Source organism: Thermospira aquatica (assembly GCF_023525255.1).
GTDB lineage: Bacteria > Spirochaetota > Brevinematia > Brevinematales > Thermospiraceae > Thermospira > Thermospira aquatica.
Genome location: NZ_CP073355.1, coordinates 1,949,369 through 1,965,855, shown reverse-complemented (window position 1 = coordinate 1,965,855; position 16,487 = coordinate 1,949,369). Strand labels below are relative to the sequence as shown.

Annotated in this window: 18 protein-coding genes; 8 read left to right on the top strand and 10 right to left on the bottom strand. The window is 42.6% G+C overall.

Going from position 1 to position 16,487, the window contains the following annotated elements; all coding sequences use genetic code 11:
- Window positions 1-7 precede the first annotated feature (7 nt).
- Window positions 8-1,639, top strand: a complete 1,632-nt coding sequence (gene hcp, locus KDW03_RS09545) for a hydroxylamine reductase (RefSeq protein ID WP_271434853.1) — start codon at window positions 8-10, stop codon at window positions 1,637-1,639.
- Window positions 1,640-1,703: 64 nt separating this feature from the next.
- On the opposite strand, the gene KDW03_RS09540 is transcribed toward hcp, so the two are convergent.
- Entirely contained in the window at window positions 1,704-2,492 is a 789-nt protein-coding gene (locus tag KDW03_RS09540) for a FecR domain-containing protein (protein ID WP_271434852.1), read from the bottom strand.
- Window positions 2,493-2,623: 131 nt separating this feature from the next.
- Here KDW03_RS09540 and KDW03_RS09535 point away from each other — a divergent pair, with 131 nt between their 5' ends.
- From KDW03_RS09535 to KDW03_RS09520, 4 genes are read left to right on the top strand one after another with little or no spacing between them, the layout of a single operon-like run.
- Window positions 2,624-3,859: a TolC family protein gene (locus KDW03_RS09535; RefSeq protein WP_271434851.1), complete on the top strand. Its 1,236-nt coding sequence runs from the start codon at window positions 2,624-2,626 to the stop codon at window positions 3,857-3,859.
- A 21-nt stretch (window positions 3,860-3,880) separates the two neighbouring features.
- Complete coding sequence (locus KDW03_RS09530; protein ID WP_271434850.1) at window positions 3,881-5,182, top strand: efflux RND transporter periplasmic adaptor subunit; 1,302 nt, start codon at window positions 3,881-3,883, stop codon at window positions 5,180-5,182.
- 26 nt (window positions 5,183-5,208) lie between these two features.
- Entirely contained in the window at window positions 5,209-5,928 is a 720-nt protein-coding gene (locus tag KDW03_RS09525; protein ID WP_271434849.1) for an ABC transporter ATP-binding protein, read from the top strand.
- A complete protein-coding gene (locus KDW03_RS09520) occupies window positions 5,925-7,133 on the top strand; it encodes an ABC transporter permease (protein ID WP_271434848.1) in 1,209 nt (402 codons plus the stop codon). Before KDW03_RS09525 ends, KDW03_RS09520 begins: the two co-directional genes overlap by 4 nt.
- 647 nt (window positions 7,134-7,780) lie before the next feature.
- Here the strand turns inward: KDW03_RS09520 and KDW03_RS09515 are convergent.
- Window positions 7,781-8,146, bottom strand: coding sequence for a transposase (locus KDW03_RS09515; protein WP_271434847.1), 366 nt, complete (start codon window positions 8,144-8,146; stop codon window positions 7,781-7,783).
- On the bottom strand, window positions 8,077-8,586 hold the full coding sequence (locus KDW03_RS09510; RefSeq protein ID WP_271434846.1) for an IS1595 family transposase: 510 nt from the start codon (window positions 8,584-8,586) through the stop codon (window positions 8,077-8,079). The genes KDW03_RS09515 and KDW03_RS09510 overlap by 70 nt, the downstream gene beginning before the upstream one ends.
- A gap of 572 nt (window positions 8,587-9,158) precedes the next feature.
- Between KDW03_RS09510 and rpmE the strand changes: the two genes are divergently transcribed.
- Together rpmE and xseA are read left to right on the top strand one after the other, a co-directional pair.
- The gene (rpmE, locus tag KDW03_RS09505; protein ID WP_271434845.1) at window positions 9,159-9,359 is read left to right on the top strand and encodes a 50S ribosomal protein L31; all 201 of its coding nucleotides are present in this window, start codon (window positions 9,159-9,161) and stop codon (window positions 9,357-9,359) included.
- The gene (gene xseA, locus KDW03_RS09500; RefSeq protein WP_271434844.1) at window positions 9,359-10,675 is read left to right on the top strand and encodes an exodeoxyribonuclease VII large subunit; all 1,317 of its coding nucleotides are present in this window, start codon (window positions 9,359-9,361) and stop codon (window positions 10,673-10,675) included. The genes rpmE and xseA overlap by 1 nt, the downstream gene beginning before the upstream one ends.
- Here the strand turns inward: xseA and KDW03_RS09495 are convergent.
- Genes KDW03_RS09495 through KDW03_RS09465 form a run of 7 tightly spaced genes read right to left on the bottom strand, consistent with a single transcriptional unit; the run spans window position 10,662 to window position 15,193 of the window.
- Complete coding sequence (locus tag KDW03_RS09495) at window positions 10,662-10,991, bottom strand: hypothetical protein (protein ID WP_271434843.1); 330 nt, start codon at window positions 10,989-10,991, stop codon at window positions 10,662-10,664. The two genes, xseA and KDW03_RS09495, sit on opposite strands and share 14 nt — an antisense overlap.
- A gap of 26 nt (window positions 10,992-11,017) precedes the next feature.
- Window positions 11,018-11,815 (bottom strand): tetratricopeptide repeat protein, encoded by a 798-nt coding sequence (locus tag KDW03_RS09490; RefSeq protein ID WP_271434842.1) that lies wholly within the window; start codon window positions 11,813-11,815, stop codon window positions 11,018-11,020.
- Window positions 11,812-12,762: an MlaD family protein gene (locus KDW03_RS09485; RefSeq protein WP_271434841.1), complete on the bottom strand. Its 951-nt coding sequence runs from the start codon at window positions 12,760-12,762 to the stop codon at window positions 11,812-11,814. Before KDW03_RS09485 ends, KDW03_RS09490 begins: the two co-directional genes overlap by 4 nt.
- 12 nt (window positions 12,763-12,774) lie before the next feature.
- Window positions 12,775-13,503: an ATP-binding cassette domain-containing protein gene (locus KDW03_RS09480; RefSeq protein ID WP_271434840.1), complete on the bottom strand. Its 729-nt coding sequence runs from the start codon at window positions 13,501-13,503 to the stop codon at window positions 12,775-12,777.
- A gap of 10 nt (window positions 13,504-13,513) precedes the next feature.
- On the bottom strand, window positions 13,514-14,305 hold the full coding sequence (locus KDW03_RS09475) for an MlaE family ABC transporter permease (RefSeq protein WP_271434839.1): 792 nt from the start codon (window positions 14,303-14,305) through the stop codon (window positions 13,514-13,516).
- On the bottom strand, window positions 14,305-14,616 hold the full coding sequence (locus KDW03_RS09470) for a hypothetical protein (protein WP_271434838.1): 312 nt from the start codon (window positions 14,614-14,616) through the stop codon (window positions 14,305-14,307). Before KDW03_RS09470 ends, KDW03_RS09475 begins: the two co-directional genes overlap by 1 nt.
- Window positions 14,606-15,193, bottom strand: coding sequence for a sigma-70 family RNA polymerase sigma factor (locus KDW03_RS09465; protein ID WP_271434837.1), 588 nt, complete (start codon window positions 15,191-15,193; stop codon window positions 14,606-14,608). The genes KDW03_RS09470 and KDW03_RS09465 overlap by 11 nt, the downstream gene beginning before the upstream one ends.
- Before the next feature lie 91 nt (window positions 15,194-15,284).
- Here KDW03_RS09465 and KDW03_RS09460 point away from each other — a divergent pair, with 91 nt between their 5' ends.
- Window positions 15,285-16,448 (top strand): PEGA domain-containing protein, encoded by a 1,164-nt coding sequence (locus KDW03_RS09460; RefSeq protein ID WP_271434836.1) that lies wholly within the window; start codon window positions 15,285-15,287, stop codon window positions 16,446-16,448.
- The last annotated feature ends 39 nt before the right edge of the window (window positions 16,449-16,487 follow it).

Genomic DNA, 16,487 nt, shown 5'->3' with positions numbered 1-16,487 from the left:
AAACACTATGAATCACAATATGTTCTGTTACCAATGTCAGGAAGCTGCAGGTGGTCTCGGATGCACTATAAAAGGCGTTTGTGGAAAAGACGATACAACAGCACAACTTCAGGATGCTCTCGTCTACGCTATCAAGGGACTTGCGGCAACCCATCAAGCACTTCGTAAACAAGGGAAAACCGATTCCATCGTAGGAAAACTCATATGGGAGGGACTTTTTACTACCATCACAAACGCAAATTTTGATCCTGAGGATTTTATTTCCCGAATCATGCAAACTGTCTCTTATGGAGAAAAGCTGCAAAAAGAACATGCACTTCCCGTTCCTGAATTTGCACGAATATCCATAAAAAACGAAGAGGATATCGATTCTCTCAAGAAAACTGGTGCTATCTTAAATGAAAAGGATGAAAACCTTCGCTCGCTCAAAGAACTCATCACATATGGAATCAAGGGCATAGCTGCTTATGCCTATCATGCAAGTCATCTTGGATTTGAAGATGATCGTATCCTCGATTTCGTTGAAAAAGCTCTGGTGGCTACGGTACAACTCCAAGATATGCAAAAACTTGTAGAATTGACGCTTGAAACCGGAAAACACGGCGTTATGGTTATGGAACTCCTCGATAGGGCCAACACCTCCTCTTTTGGAAACCCCGAACCCACCCACGTTTCTATCACGACGAGAAACCATCCAGGCATACTCATAAGTGGCCATGATCTCAAAGATCTTCTGGAACTTCTAGAACAAACAAAAGACACCGGCATAGATGTGTACACCCATAGTGAAATGCTTCCAGCACATTATTATCCCGTGTTTAAAAAATACCCCAACTTTGCCGGTAACTACGGCAATGCCTGGTGGAAACAAACAGAGGAGTTTGAAAGCTTCCGTGGCCCAATCTTATTTACCACAAACTGTCTTGTGCCCCCAAAAGAAAGTTACAAAGACCGTGTCTATACTACAGGACCTGTCAGTTATCCAGGTCTCCGTCATATACCCGCTGATGTAAATGGGAGAAAAGACTTTTCTTCTATCATTGAACACGCCAAAAAATGTCCCCCACCTCTCCCCATAGAACATGGAGAAATTATCGGAGGATTTGCCCACGCTACCCTTACTTCTCTTACAGAAACTATCCTTGATGCTGTTAACAAAGGACTTATCAAACGTTTTGTAGTGATGGCGGGATGTGACGGTCGAATGCCCTCTCGCAACTATTATACCCAATTTGCTCAAGAACTTCCCTCTGATACCGTGATCCTCACAGCAGGATGCGCCAAATACCGTTACAATAAGCTCGGACTGGGAGATATTCATGGTATTCCGAGAGTACTCGATGCCGGTCAATGTAATGACTCCTACTCGCTCGTCGCCGCTGCTCTCCACCTCCAGAAAACCCTGGGGCTCAAAGACATCAACGATCTCCCTATCATTTATAATATCGCATGGTACGAACAGAAGGCGGTTATTGTACTCCTTGCCCTCCTCTCCCTTGGTGTAAAAAATATCCGCCTCGGGCCAACTTTACCTGCCTTCCTTTCTCCAGCTGTCCTGGAATTGCTGGTAGAAACTTTCGGAATAACAGCCCCTACTACTGTTGAAGAAGACCTCACAACATGGGGATTAGCTCAATAACATTACCTGCAGAAAAAAAAACGGCTGTCAAAAGACAGCCGTTTTTTAGTATGAACAGAGGTATCTACTTCACCTTGCTTTTAATCTTTTGAACAGTATCTTCCGTCTCATCTTCACCATTATCACTATTTTCTTCATCATACTGCATCAACTCCTCCAGAACACGTTCGGCGTTTTTAATTGCCATGACACGTGACATTGTCTCACGCTGAGCTTCAGAGAGAGCCTGTTTAAGCGCTGCAAGATTATTCTTGCTACGACGAATTGTCTCTTCCAGGGATTTGTTTTCATCCATCGTCATGGAAAGCTTCTGGTTTTCTTTGACCTCCACGGTCAGCAGCTTCTTTACCTCAGGATCCCGGGCAACCTCTGCTGGGAGGACAACATTTCTCGTTAATACAACGCGCCCTTCTACTACCGTACAGGTAGAAGCCTCATTTTCCTCATAGTCAATGATAAACCGCGTCCCACGGACTGCTGCAACAGCCACATCATTTTCTACCTGAATAACCTCACCACCTTTTAACTTGGTAAACACATTGAGGTAAATCTTGCCACTCTTGACTTTGACAGTCTCCGTTGTTCCGAGGTTCTTGAGCTGAATAACCGTCTGCTGAAGCACCTGAAGCGTTCGTTTCCCCTGATAGGTCATTGTGACCTCAGAACTCTGTCCTGTTCTCACCCAGCTATTTTTCGACAATCTCATGCCCACGTCCACAGGTTTCCAGATTTTGCCATCGCTGGAATACTCTACCTTCCCTATGAAACTCTCCACCTCATAGGATGGTGAGGTTGTCTGAGAAGAAACCAAAATCACCATCATCACAATACCGTATATCCACCATTGTTTCATCGTCTTCCTCCTCGATTCTTTTCACGTATACTATACTCTCAAAAAGAAAAAAATTCAAGCAAATACTCTTTTTTTGCAACTTTTTTGTTTAAGAAAGGATCATTATAAGTAAATAGAAGAAGGAAAGACGTATGGAAAAAACTATTATCTTGCTTTTTTTGATTTTCTCAAATCTTTTTGCTTCGTCACTCAAAGATCTTCTCCTTTCAGTCTCAACCAACAACCTTACGCTAAAACAACTCATAAGTGAAGAGCAAGCCACTCAATACATGTTCAAAGCAAATATTGCTTCTCTCTGGCAGCCTTCTCTCAAACTCTCTTCAGGCATTTCTTTCACCGAAGAGGGAAACATGACTCCCAACGCCTCTGTCAGTCTCTCCAAATCCATCAATCTCGGAGGAAGTGAATGGTTTTCCCTCAAACAAAACCAACTTCAACAAGACCTTCTGGCAAAAAAACGTTCTCTCACCATAGCCACTCTCAAAAAAGAGATTGTGAGCACCTATTTTTCGTTTCTTAGCATCGCCGCCGATGTTCGAGCAGCAGAAAAAGACTATGAGCTTGCCATCAAAAAACAAGAATTCTACAAAATGCAGTACGAACTCGGCAAAATCCCTCTCTCCACCCTCCAGGAGTATCAAAGTAAATCCCAACAAGCCTACCTCACATGGCAACAAAAGATTCAGGCACACGAAGAAAGTCTTCTTACCCTACAAAACCTAACAAAAATGACCAATAATGACATTGTTCCTACCAGAGAAGAGGCTGAAACTTTTTTATCAAACCTTGTTTACGAGCCAACTCCTCCCCTTTTCGAGAGGGATGAAACCTATCTTTCTCTCACCTACACCCTTTCTAACACCCTGCTAACCAAAAAGATCCACGAGGCAAAACTCTGGCCAGATCTTGGTCTTCAAAGTGGTTACCAGGTAAAAATGAATAAAGACAAACTCCAGGGACAATGGAGTACCGGAGTCACTATCTCTCTCGATCCGTTTTCATGGTTTCCGGGAACATCTTCCTCCCTCGAACGAGCCAGAGTTCAACAAGACATCCATACCCTTCACATCAAGCTCGAGAACCAAAAAATGTCTCTTTTACAAAAACTTGTTCTTCTTGAAGGACAAGAAAAATCAGCCCGCGAATCCCTCAACTTTATTTCTCTGTCTCTCGAATCTGCCACGCTCCAGTATCAAAAGGCACAGGAGCAATTCACCATGGGCAAAATTTCATCCCTTGACCTTCTCGCGGCTGAGAGCTTTTATCTTTCCACTCTTGCTCATTACCTTTCCTCCCTTACAAGTCTTCTTTCAATACGAATTGAGCTTGCCTTCTGGTATGATCCATCCTGGGACAAACTCCCCTAAAATAAAGAAAGGAGAATCTTTATGAAACGATGGTTTTTTCTTGGAATAGTCATACTTCTCGCAGGAGTATGGGGTGTATGGTGGTTTCTTTCGCAACAGAAACAACCCCCATCCTACCAAACGGCAATTATTGAGCGAGGGAATATCTTTCGAACCATTACCACAACGGGGAACGTAGACTATGCCTTCAAACACTCCATCTACGCCAAAACAGGAGGGATAGTTACAGGTGTCTACGTTTCCCCGGGGAACACAGTAAGATCAGGTCAGATATTGGCAAAAATCGATGACACCGAGCTTCGAATATCCTACGAAAAACTTCGGCAAACTCTGCTTCAACAATCCAATAGCGTTTTAACCACAAAAAAAGAATATGAAGATGCCCAAAAACTCTATAACAAACAGTTCATCTCCTACGCTGAATTGGAAAGTGCGAGAATCAACTATGAAAACGCCATTACAAGTTATCAACGGAGCCTTCTCGAGCTTCAGGAAGCAATCAATACCCTGCAAAATTGTACTCTTGTCAGCCCTGTATCTGGCGTTGTAGCCCTCAACAATCTAACCACGGGAACCAATCTGCCAAATTCATCAACACTGGCATTTATCATCGCCAGCCACCCTTCGGTAATGCAAATCAAGTGCCTTGTCAGCGAAATTGATATCGCAAGTATTAAAAAAGGACAAAAGGTACTCTTCACTGTCTCTGCGTATACCAACACCTTCACCGGTGAAGTCTCTGAAATCTGGTATCAACCCCAAACATCCCAGGATGTGGTCTATTATCCCGTGATTATTCTCACAGAGAATACCACCGGAAAACTCCTCCCCGGTATGTCTGTTTCTGTTGAGATCATCATCCAGGGAAAAGAGAACGTCCTGCGCGTTCCAAGTCGTGCTCTCCGTATTCAACCTACCCAAGAGATGCTCGCTACACTCACGAATATACCTCGTGTATACCCCCCACGAGAAGCCACCACTTCCGGGAGAAGACAAACCACACGACCCCAAAATATCACCAATGCCACGCAGGGATCTTTTGCTACTCTCTGGCTCATCAATACCAATACAAAAGAAATCCTTCCTCTGAGAGTACGGACAGGCATCTCTGATGGACAGTACACCGAGATTCTCCCCTGGGAGGAGAATGAAAATCTCGAAGGAAAAACCATCATCACCGCCATAAGAACAACAAAAAACACCAGCAAAACCTCTTCTTCACAAACTCCTCGCTCTACCTCTTCGCAAAGCCAGAACACACTCTCCTCTCCTGTTAGCATACCCGCAGGTGGTCCTGGTATTCCCCCCCACCCTGGTTTTTAAAACAGAAATGAAAAAGGGAGAAATGTATGGTATCCGATTTTCCTGTCATCCATACCGAACGCATCTCTCGTGTTTATACCTCTGATCATTCCATGGAAACTGCTGTCCACGCCTTGCGCGAGGTGTCACTCACCGTATATCAAGGAGATTTTATCGCCCTTACCGGACCATCGGGATCAGGCAAAAGCACACTTATGTACATCCTTGGACTTCTGGATACACCCACGAGTGGGAAATACTACCTTTTGGGAAAACCGGTTCACACCATGTCCGGCATTGAACGTGCAACACTTCGTAATCATACACTTGGATTTGTGTTCCAGAACTTTCAGCTTATCCCCAGAACAACAGCCCTTGAAAACGTTGAGGTTCCCCTTTTTTATCGACGTCCCCATCTTCCTGCTCAAGAAATACGAAAACGAGCTCTTTCTATGCTCTCATTGGTGGGACTTTCACACAGAGCGCACCATTATCCCACTCAGATGTCAGGAGGACAACAGCAGCGCGTGGCTATCGCCAGGGCTCTCGTTGGTAATCCTTCGCTTTTGCTTGCGGATGAGCCTACGGGAAATCTCGATAGTCACACAAGCAAGGAGATCATGGAACTTCTTGTTGACCTGAATAAAAAAGGCCTCACTATCGTTATGGTAACGCACGAAGAAGATATTGCCAGCTATGCAAAAAAAATCATCCGCATGCGTGACGGCGAAATCATTGATATAATAGCCAGGGAGGAAAAATCATGATACGCCAGATGATAGAATTAGCCTTTCGTTCGCTTAGCCGAAACAAAATTCGAACATTTATTACCATGTTAGGCATTGTCATAGGCATAGCCTCCGTCTCTGTGATGGTATCCTATGGACAGGGTATGCAAAAACAAATAGAGTCTCGCATAACCAGTATGGGGGTCAATCTTCTCACCATTTTCCCCTCACGTTACCGAAGTGGTGGAGTATCCACCGCAGGAGCCAATCGTCTTACCTATGCCGATTACGAAACCCTGAAAAAAGAAGCCCTTACCCTTGCCGGTATTACCCCTCTTGCAAGAAGTTCAGCAACCATTTCTACCAAAGAAGAAAGCTATTCTACTACTCTCTCTGGTGTTTCTGCCGATTTCCCTCTCGTCCGAAACTGGTCTCTCAAGTGGGGAGAATTTTTTAGTGAAGAGGAAGAAAAAGGGTCAAGATTTGTATGTGTCCTCGGATATACAACAAGTACCGCCCTCTTTGGTGAAGAAGTCAATCCCGTAGGCCAACAAATCAAGATCCAGAACTCACTTTTTAACATTATCGGGGTTTTACAACCAAAGGGATCAAGTGGTCCCCAGGATGAAGATGATGTTGTTTTCGTTCCTTACACAACTTACCGACTTCGTTTAAATCAATCCCGTTATATCCCTCAAATTTTAGCAAGCTCTCTTTCAAAAAACACCATCGAGGAGAGTATCGATGAGATTACCTCTATTCTCAGACGCTCTCATCGGCTCAGAGAAAACGTTTCGAATGACTTCAGGATCCTCAATCAAAGTGAAATGCTAGAGACAGCCCAAACCGTAAGCTCTTCTCTCACCCTCTTTCTTGTGAGCATTGCGGCCATCTCCCTGTTAGTTGGGGGCATCGGAATCATGAATATTATGCTGGTTTCTGTCGTAGAACGAACAAGGGAGATAGGTATTCGTATGGCTGTTGGCGCACGAGAACAGGATATCCTCTGGCAGTTTCTCACAGAATCCCTTCTTCTCTGTATCATGGGAGGTATCCTGGGCCTAATCGCTGGAATTTTTTTCAGTTTGCTTCTCCGTCAGCTGTTGGAATGGAATATTGTCTTCTCCTGGCCAGTTTTTGCCTTTTCCTTTGCCGTAACGCTTTTGATTGGCATAGGTTTTGGCTACTATCCTGCTCAAAAAGCCTCAAAACTCAATCCTATCGATGCACTACGATATGAGTAAAAAAAGTTTTATCTATAAAGTCTCCTTCTCTTGAACACTTTTCATGGGCTTTGTGAAGTTTTGAGAGAAGGGAATTCTACCTTGTTGGAGTGAAAAAGACTGCTCTTTCCTTGTTGCAGCGGAAAAGTGAAAGAAAAAAACTGCGATAAGGGAAGAGCTTTTGTTTTGTTCTTTTCTTTTTTCTCCAAAGGTATCATCGGGGGACGGTGGAGGAAGCACTGCTCTTACCTTGTTTCAGTTTTTATGGTGCTCGTGGACGGTTTTTTTTACTGCAACAAGGTAATAGCTAAAAAAACAGTTTTTAGCTGTAAGAAGGTAAGATCAAATGTCTTTTCACTCAAGAGTGTGGAAGAGAAACTCAAGTTAAACGTTTAACGCGAGACTTGCCAAAATTGCTCTTACCTTATCGCAGGAAAGCCGTCACCATACTATGGGGTATAAGGTGCCAAAAACTGCAACAGGGTAATAGCACATGTTTTTTCTTCTTTCCCCCTCACGAAAAAACGTTTTCACCATGAATTTTCGAGTTTTTCCTGTCCTTTTCTTTCAAAAGAATGAAAAAAATCCAGAAAGAAAAAAGTAAGACAAAAACTTTAATTTCCATTTGACAGACTCAGGAAACGTTTTGAGAAAGAAAAAAACAAAACCTACGCGTGGATGGGGAGAATAAGCCCTTCAGCAATAAGCTTTTTCCACGGGAGGAGCTGGCGACGCTTACCAAGCCTTTTTAAAAGCTCTTGTAGCCTGGTCGAAGCATCTTCTATATTAAACCGAAAACAAAACTCATCAAGGTAGCGCTGCATGTGTTTTCGGCAACCGTAGTGATACACCCCCTCGAGAAGTTCTTTTAAGCCGTCATGAAGATTTGAAAGCCAGGGCGTTCTTTTTTCAACAGGCGTATGGCGGAAAAATTTGCCAAAAAAGTCTGAAAGCCAATCGATACTCACATCATCCACAAGGTGAATGTGAAGTTTGGAAGGGGTATCATCCGCATCAATTTCGACAACCTGCATCGGGGAGAAATTTTTCCGCTGGCGGCGTTTGATACCGGAAAGAAAGAAAAAGGTTTTAACAAGTTTTCGTATGGATTTTGTGTAGTGTAGTGTCGGTTGGTAAGCCGCATGAGGCTTCGTAGCTTTTGAAGAAGAAGCCAGCTTGCCTTGTAGCTAATATGAAGAAGTTGGGAAAGTTTCACGGCGTTTATGCCGCCATCTTGAGAGACAAGAAAGATGGCGATAAGCCAAACCTTTGGCGAGAGGTGACTTTTTCGCATGATGGATTGGCTTTTAAGGGAGAATTGCCTCCCGCATTTGGTACACTGATACACCAGCCGGCACGAGAGAAGGTGAGCCTTTGCCTTACAGTGGGGACAGATCGCCCCTTCTGGCCAGAGGGCTTTTTCGAGGATCTGGTAGGCCCCGTTTTCTGAGAGGGTGAAAAAATCCTTTTCCATAGCTTTCTCCTTAGAGAAATTTTTTCATACTATATATATCGAAAATTTTTTGTTATAGTTGTTAAAAAAGATGTTTTATATATTTTAAAAGTAAGATCGATGGGGAGATTTTGGGGTTGTAAGAAAAATGCTCTTCCCTTGTTGCAGTGTATGATCCCTTAACCTTAGACTGTGATAAGGGAAGAGCAAAAATTGTGACAAACACCCTCTCCTTGCATCAAATAAAAAAACATATAAAAATTTTGTACCGTTTTCTTTAAACCTTTGTTTAAGGTATATTTTTTCTTTTGGAGGTTATCAGGTTTTCGCTGACACACAGGGACTTTTGTCTTCCCGGCATAGTTTTTCAGTATTCTTTCACACACCGTTAAGCTCACTTCACTTGGTAAACCTACCCAACTATAAAACTCCAATGGTGCAAAATAAATTATTATACCTACCTTTAGAGGAGTTTTTATTTTGAAAGAGCGTTCCCTTTTCGAGTACTTTTATTATGAAGCAATTCGAAAAATTGACAAAATCTTTTTTTTGGCTTATAATATCTTTTACAGAGAAAGACAAGGAGAAAACCGATGAAAGCAAATATTCATCCTCAGCTCTATGATACACTCGTCAAATGTACCTGTGGCAACGAGTTTACCATTCGTACAGCTGTACCGGAGATCAATGTAGAAGTCTGTGCGAAATGTCATCCCTTCTACACAGGGCAGAAGAAGCTCGTTGAGCGTGGTGGTATGGTAGAACGCTTCAAGAAACGCTACAATATCAAGTAATGCCCCAGGAAGTTCTTTTTCCTGATAGGTATTTTTCAGTATCGGAGATCGGGGAACGTGCAGATGAGGCTCTCAGAGGCGCGTTCCCCGATACCTTTTGGGTTCGTGGAGAAATCACCAATCTTAGCAACCAAAAAAATCTTGATCTCTCAAAAAACTATATTTTTTGTTCCCTCAAAGACGAGTTTTCGCAAATCACCCTCTACATCCCCGCTTCTTCCCCTGCCTTTAAACTCATCCCTTCTCTCAAAGACGGGATAGAAGTGTACGTTTACGGTAAAATAAACTATTATACCAAACAAAACTCCATCAGTATCCGTGTCCTCGATCTTCTCATAAGCGGTGAAGGGGAACTCAAGAGACAATTTGAACTGATGAAAAAACGTCTCCTGGAGGAAGGTCTCTTTGACCCAAGTCACAAGAAACCTCTCCCCCGTTTTCCTCGATGTGTGGGGGTCATTACCTCTCCAACTGGTGCCGCTCTCCAGGATATTCTGAATCGCACTCAACAACCTCATGGAGCTCTGGATATTATTGTTTTCCCTGTCCAGGTCCAGGGGAAAACAGCCGCTTTTGAGATTGCAGCCGCTATAGAAGTAGCCAATCAATACTTCCAGGATATGGTGGATGTGCTCATTGTAGGGCGTGGTGGAGGATCCGTTGAGGACCTGTGGGCATTTAACGAAGAAGTGGTGGCTCGAGCTATCTATGCTTCACATATCCCTATTATCTCCGCCGTGGGACATGAGGTAGACTGGACCATCGCCGACTATGTCGCTGATTACCGTGCCCCGACACCCACCGCTGCAGCAGAACACCTCATGAAGGAAATCATCACCCAGAACAGAACCCTCCAATACTACGCTTCAACGCTCTGGAATACCCTCGACAACCGCTTTCGCCTGGTAAGCCAGAGACTTACCAACGCCAATCCCACCGCGCTCTTTCACCTCACAGAAACCCGTTTCCAGAACACCAAAAAACAACTTCACAATCACCTGATAAGGATGAGTTTACCCCTCCAGCACAAAATCGAAAAGTATTCCTTCCACCTGGATAAATTAAGCGAAAACATCCTGTCTCTCTATCATGCAAGACTTCAAAAAGCCCATCACACCCTTTCCCTTCTTGGAGAAAAGCTCACAAAACTCAATCCCCAAAAGATCCTCGAAAGAGGCTTTTCTCTCACCTTTATCCAGACGAAAACAGGTGAAAAGCTCCTTCGTTCTCCACATGAAGCACCCGAAGGATCACTTCTCAGAACTCAGCTTGCCACCGGCGATGTCTTCTCAGAGGTAACGCCTACCACGCAGTAGAAAAAGGGAAACTCCCATCAGATCTAAACTGTTTCACATCAAAACTCAACAGCCAGGGCATTTCTCCCTCTTTTTCAAGATAAATAGCCCCAAAAACAAAAAGTCGAGCCTTGTAGGTTTTCCCTTTCCACTGGAAAACAACGTTGTAGTAATCATTGGAAACAATCTGGATATTCTTTCTTTCTTCAAAAGGTATCTTGAGATGATGATAAAGAATACCCATGTACGGAAATCCTGAAGGATAAATAACCTCAACACTAAAGAGAGGTGCCACCAAAAACAAAGAAACCAGTAACGCCATGATCCATTGTTTCATAAAAAACCTCCTTGTCTCCTTCTATCTTAGCGTGGATTTTGGTTTTTGTCAAGTAGAATTTTTGCCATCTCCTGATAATAGTTTGACCAGGCCTCGTCATTTTTCAGTGCATAGACCTCACCAAGTCTTAAAATATCTTTCACTATCCCTTCAAGATTTTCGGCTCTGCGATCGTAAATGAGGGCCTTCTTAAACTCCTGAATGGCTTTATCATACTCTTTTTTCCCCTGAGCCACTACTCCCCTTTGATAGTAATACAATCCTAAAATATCATTATCGGAGAAAAGAAAAAGATTCCACCAGGCTTCATCGAGAATCCGCTGGGCCTCATTCCAGTTAGTACTCGCTATCCAGAGATCTGCATAGTGAATTCTTGCAAGAATCTTTTCACTTTTTGTTTTTGCTATCTGTACTACCTCTTCATAGATTTTTTGAGCCTGTGATATATCTTTTTTCTCCTGATAGAAACGAGCTTTTACCAACAAGAGATCAAACGAAGAGAGCTTTTCCTTTCCTGCTATGGTTTCTGCTGCAACAAGAAAAGACCCTGCCTTATCAAGTTGTCCAAGCCGGAGTGAAATCTCAGCAAGATTAGCATACTGTTTGATGATTTCTGCGGGAAGGTAAAGTTGATACGCCAACTGAAGGGCTTCCTCAAAAAAAGACATGGCAGACTCATACTCCCCCCGACGAAAGGCTGTAATACCCGAAAGACTCTGTCGTTCGATGCTCTTTTTGACATCACTCCGAAGAGTAGGATTGCCACTACACCCTGTGAAAACAACCACACTCAGCAACAATCCTAAAAAAATCTTCCGCTTCATTTTCGTTCTCCTTGTTTCAAAGATGGAGATGAGGTACTTCCACCGAGAATATTTCTTAAACTCTGAAGCACAGCGCGGAGTTCGATAAGATTATCTTTCAAAAGAGAGGTAAGCTGTTTGACATCATCCGGTGTGGTTTCAAGTTTTGTGCTTACTTTGGAGAGACTCTGGAGACTTTTATCAACCGAACCAAGGATGCTCTCCAACTTTGTGTAAAGCTGTTTTTTGTCCTGTAAGAAGGCTCCAACCGTATTGTTATCTGAACGAAGGAGAAGTGTGAGCTCTTTGAGATTCTTGGTGATATCCTGGAGATTAGCCAGAGAAGCGAGAAGTTTATCCGACATCACCGTAGATTCGCCCGTGCGAAGTCCACGAACAATAAGATTGAGCTCTCCTGTGGTATTCTGCAGGTTTGCCAGTATACCCTGAATCGTTGGCTTGAGTTCTATCACACCATCAAGGACATCTTTTACCCTGGCAGTGAGATCATCTTTTGCAGGTTGCTGCTGAGCCACCAGGGCCAGAATCTCCCGCCCACGAGGCATATCCATCGAAAGAACGAGACTCCCAGAAGGTAAAAGCTGCGATTCCTCAAGAGGAACCACAAGCATCAGAGAAGCTCCACCAAGAAGGGACGTCTGAACTTTGAGAACACTATTCTCCTGCATAAGTTCATAATACTCTTTGAGAACATAAAAATCAAGAGAAACCTTTCTATCAGAGGTGAGTCTTAAACGCTTAACCTTCCCGATGGTGATACCCTTATACTTTACTGGCATGCCGCTTGTAATGCTATAAGCTTCTTCTAAAATGGTATAGTACCATATCTTTTGCTGGAGAACTTCACTCCCGCGTAAGATCAGAATTACAACGGTCAAGAGAGAAAAAATTCCCACAAAAATAAAAACGGAAACAGCCTTCTGAGCTGCTTTAAAGGTAAACGGCATAACTAACCTCCTCTATTCAGCGTGGCATAAAAGTGTCCCCAGTCCTTCCAGACCAGATTTTTTCGCTTCTTCAAGAGAGCCACTAAAAAGAAGTTTCCCCTCTTCAAGATAGCCGATGCGAGAAGCAACACAGCTGCCAAAAGGCACATCGTCACTCACCAATAACATAGTTTTGCCTTTTTCTTTCAGTTCTACAAAAAGAGAGCGCACCTTTTTCTTTGATGCTGGGTCAAGATTTGCCATGGGATTATCCCAGAAAATATACTCAGGATCATGCATTATCGCCCGAACAATATTCACCAGCATCCGTTCTCCCATACTCAGTGCCGCTGGCCTGTACTTCAATTCCTTCTCAAGCTGAAACATTTCTATGTATGGCATCACTTTTTTGATAGATTCTTTAAAACTCATGTTGTAGTTATATCGGAAAAAGAGCGTCAGGTTTTCTTCTATAGACATATTGCTAATGAGGGCAGCATTTTGAAACACAAAACCACACCGACAATGATAAGCAAGCATTTCTCTCTGATTGAAATTCAGGATATTTTTCCCATCAACAATAATCTCTCCTTTCTGAACAAGCTGGAGCCCCGCTATTGTTTTTAAAAGCAAAGATTTTCCACTTCCGGATTTCCCGAGAATATAGTACACTGTTCCCGAAGGAATAAACTCCTCGATCGAATCCAATATGACAGAATCACCCATCACGAGAGAAAGTTTTTTGATATAAATGTTTCCCACCCTCTCTCTCCTAAATATAAAATATCACTGTCAAGATCGCATCCAGAACAAAAAGCACACTAATTGAGCTCATGACTGCGGCCGTCGTAACCTGAGGAATCTGGGTACTCACAAAAGCCTGAAACCCATGAAAAACAGAAACCGTGGCGATAAAAATACCAAAAAGGACACATTTCAAAAAACTTGCCAGAATATCAAGCAAGGTAATACTGTTAAAAACATACTCAAAAAAAAGTTCGTACGAGACACCTCCCACAATATTCGCCACCACAAATCCTCCTACAAGGGCAAGAGTACTAAAATAAATATTTAACAACACAAGGGAAAGCACCATACCGGTGATTCTTGGGAAAACAATAAACTTCAGTGTATCAATTCCCTGAATTTCCAGAGCGTTTACCTCATCGTTCACCATCATGGTACCAATCTCAGCGGCAATAGCCGTCCCCGAACGACTGAGTACAATAAAAGCCGTCAATACAGGTCCCAATTCTCGAACGATCACAATATTCAGAAGTCTTCCAACAAAATCAAGGGCGCCTACTCTGGAAAGCTGCGTAAACCCCTGCAATATGGTAATAGCCCCAAGAGCCAATGCCACAAAACTGATAATCTTAACAGCCATTACTCCTGTAAAATACATTTGCATCACTATGATGGCGTTGACCTGGTCCCGTCCCTTTTTTTCTCCAAAATAGTTTTTTATAGAGTAAACAATTAAAGCATATATTCCACCCAAAAAACGAACAAACCTTCGAAACCCAGTCCACTGTCTTGAAAACCACTCCAGGATACGACCCATCATTTCTCCTTTTTGGGAAGTAAGCTATTGTAAAGAAAACCAAAAAGCCAGGCTAAAAGCCCTGCATCCAGCGCAGCAAGTCCTGTCAAAAGCAAAAGAGCAAGAACATTGTTTTGGAAGTTCTTAAAAAATGGAAGGAGCGGATCATAGGTAAAACTCACAAGAACCGAATACAACGACACTATCTGCGACAATTTTTCAAACACCTGAGAGCCATATCCTGTCGCTATAAACCAGAGTCCCAGAATAAGTGTCACTCCCGCAGACAGAATAGCCATACTCAAGGATAAAGCCTTAAGATTAAGCTTCATGATCATCCTCCTGTTTTTGATACTTTTCAAGCTCATGACGAATCTTGTAGAGAATATTATCTACCTTTTTGGGAGAAATTGCAAGTTCAGCAGCAATATCCACATAACTTTTTCTTTCTATAAATCGTTTCACAAGTATTTTTTGCTCTAAAGAGGAAAGGGTATGCAAAAACTCCTCAAAAAAGAGTTTCTCTTCTACACCTTTCAAAGACCCCTCTCCAGGGATTTCTGACATAACCTCAGGATCAACATAATCTACCATCGTCGAAAACTTTCTCATATAACTCACAATGCGATTCCTGATACATGTATTGGCATAGGTTTTGAAACCAGTATGTCTATCTGGATCATAGGTCTTCATGGCTTCATACAGTGCAATAAGCGCCTCCTGAAAAAGATCATCCTTATCCCAGAAGTGAAAAGGGGCAATCCACCTAAGAATGCGGTAACGATACCGATGATAAAACTCTTTTTCGGCGCTTTTATCTTTTGACACCAACGTAAGCAACTCTTCGTCTGTCAATGAAGAATAAAAAAACTGTCGCGTGGTTGCCTCTTTATCGGAGAAAAATTGCATTTTTCTCTCTTAATCATCGTATAAAAGAGGGGTAAAACTCAAGTGTTGTAATATTTTCTTTTTTGAGTTATAATAGAAGTGGAGGTTTTGTATGTATCGAGTAATAATTCTCTTTTTCTTAGGGTGGGTGAGTAGCTGGGGATGGGTGTTTATCTCATCCGATCCCTTACAAGCCGACGTCTTTATCAATGATCAAAAAGTTGGAAAAACACCTTATATCATTACCAATGAACCACCTCGTTTCTCCCTCACGCTAGCCAAACCAGGGTACACCTCGATTAAGACCAGTGTCAAGATCTCAAGCCGCATCACGAACATGAATTATACACTTTCCAGTGAAAGTTTTCACATTCAGTTACCAGGACATGATACCATCCTCATCAATGGACAAAAGTTTCGTGCTGATGAAATCAAAAATCTTGCTCAGGGAATCTATCAGTTTACCGTTCAGAGTAACACCCTCTCTATCACTAAAATCAATCCCAACAAGCCATTTTTTTACTTTAGCATTGGGGTAACAACTACAGGACTGGTAACAGGTGCTTTAGGCCTTCTTATGGGATCCTTTGAATATGAAAAATTCAAAACAGCTCAAACTTATGATAAGGCGGTGAAAAGCATGCAAGCAAGTATGTTTTATGACAACCTGGCTCTCTGGGGACTTGGCCTTGCCGCTGTCGGCGGAGTGGCCACTTTTTATCTGGATGCGGAAAATGCACTTTTTAAAAAGAAAGCGAATCAATTCATTGTCCCCAAAAGTGGTTACTACGGACAAGACAAACTTCTCTATGAAGAAGCCCTCGATTTTCTAGCACGTGAGAAAAATGATGAAGTCATTCAAAAATTTGAAACCCTCCTCTCTCTCTATCCCGAAAGCCCTTTGATTCCCGCGGCACTTTACCAATGGGGAAGAATCCTCAAACAAAAAAAAGCCTATAGTGACGCCTACCAGATCTTTCTGAAAATCCTGTCAACATACCCTGTGATTGATTTCTATGAATTTACTCTCTATGAACTTTTTACACTTGAAATAGCAAGAAAACAGTTTCAAAAAGCAGAATCCTACCTCTCCATGATAAAAAGTGTTCAGTTCTTTTATTCTGTGGAAGATGGAGACTGGTTTGAGCTTGATCTCTACCGCGCATGGAGTAAAGAAGACCCTACCAAACAAAGCCTCTATGAACAAAAGAAAAAAAAGTTCATCGATACTTCTTCATACAGTTCAGAGAGAAGGCTTTTTCTCCAGAAGGAATAGAAAATTTTAAAAAATTTGCTTTTTTCGCTTCTTATCTGC

Coding starts and splice junctions, on each gene's coding strand:
- hcp (WP_271434853.1), top strand. CDS start 8: ATGAATCACAATATGTTCTGTTACCAATGTCAGGAAGCTGCAGGTGGT.
- KDW03_RS09540 (WP_271434852.1), bottom strand. CDS start 2,492: ATGAAACAATGGTGGATATACGGTATTGTGATGATGGTGATTTTGGTT.
- KDW03_RS09535 (WP_271434851.1), top strand. CDS start 2,624: ATGGAAAAAACTATTATCTTGCTTTTTTTGATTTTCTCAAATCTTTTT.
- KDW03_RS09530 (WP_271434850.1), top strand. CDS start 3,881: ATGAAACGATGGTTTTTTCTTGGAATAGTCATACTTCTCGCAGGAGTA.
- KDW03_RS09525 (WP_271434849.1), top strand. CDS start 5,209: ATGGTATCCGATTTTCCTGTCATCCATACCGAACGCATCTCTCGTGTT.
- KDW03_RS09520 (WP_271434848.1), top strand. CDS start 5,925: ATGATACGCCAGATGATAGAATTAGCCTTTCGTTCGCTTAGCCGAAAC.
- KDW03_RS09515 (WP_271434847.1), bottom strand. CDS start 8,146: ATGCAGGTTGTCGAAATTGATGCGGATGATACCCCTTCCAAACTTCAC.
- KDW03_RS09510 (WP_271434846.1), bottom strand. CDS start 8,586: ATGGAAAAGGATTTTTTCACCCTCTCAGAAAACGGGGCCTACCAGATC.
- rpmE (WP_271434845.1), top strand. CDS start 9,159: ATGAAAGCAAATATTCATCCTCAGCTCTATGATACACTCGTCAAATGT.
- xseA (WP_271434844.1), top strand. CDS start 9,359: ATGCCCCAGGAAGTTCTTTTTCCTGATAGGTATTTTTCAGTATCGGAG.
- KDW03_RS09495 (WP_271434843.1), bottom strand. CDS start 10,991: ATGAAACAATGGATCATGGCGTTACTGGTTTCTTTGTTTTTGGTGGCA.
- KDW03_RS09490 (WP_271434842.1), bottom strand. CDS start 11,815: ATGAAGCGGAAGATTTTTTTAGGATTGTTGCTGAGTGTGGTTGTTTTC.
- KDW03_RS09485 (WP_271434841.1), bottom strand. CDS start 12,762: ATGCCGTTTACCTTTAAAGCAGCTCAGAAGGCTGTTTCCGTTTTTATT.
- KDW03_RS09475 (WP_271434839.1), bottom strand. CDS start 14,305: ATGGGTCGTATCCTGGAGTGGTTTTCAAGACAGTGGACTGGGTTTCGA.
- KDW03_RS09470 (WP_271434838.1), bottom strand. CDS start 14,616: ATGAAGCTTAATCTTAAGGCTTTATCCTTGAGTATGGCTATTCTGTCT.
- KDW03_RS09465 (WP_271434837.1), bottom strand. CDS start 15,193: ATGCAATTTTTCTCCGATAAAGAGGCAACCACGCGACAGTTTTTTTAT.
- KDW03_RS09460 (WP_271434836.1), top strand. CDS start 15,285: ATGTATCGAGTAATAATTCTCTTTTTCTTAGGGTGGGTGAGTAGCTGG.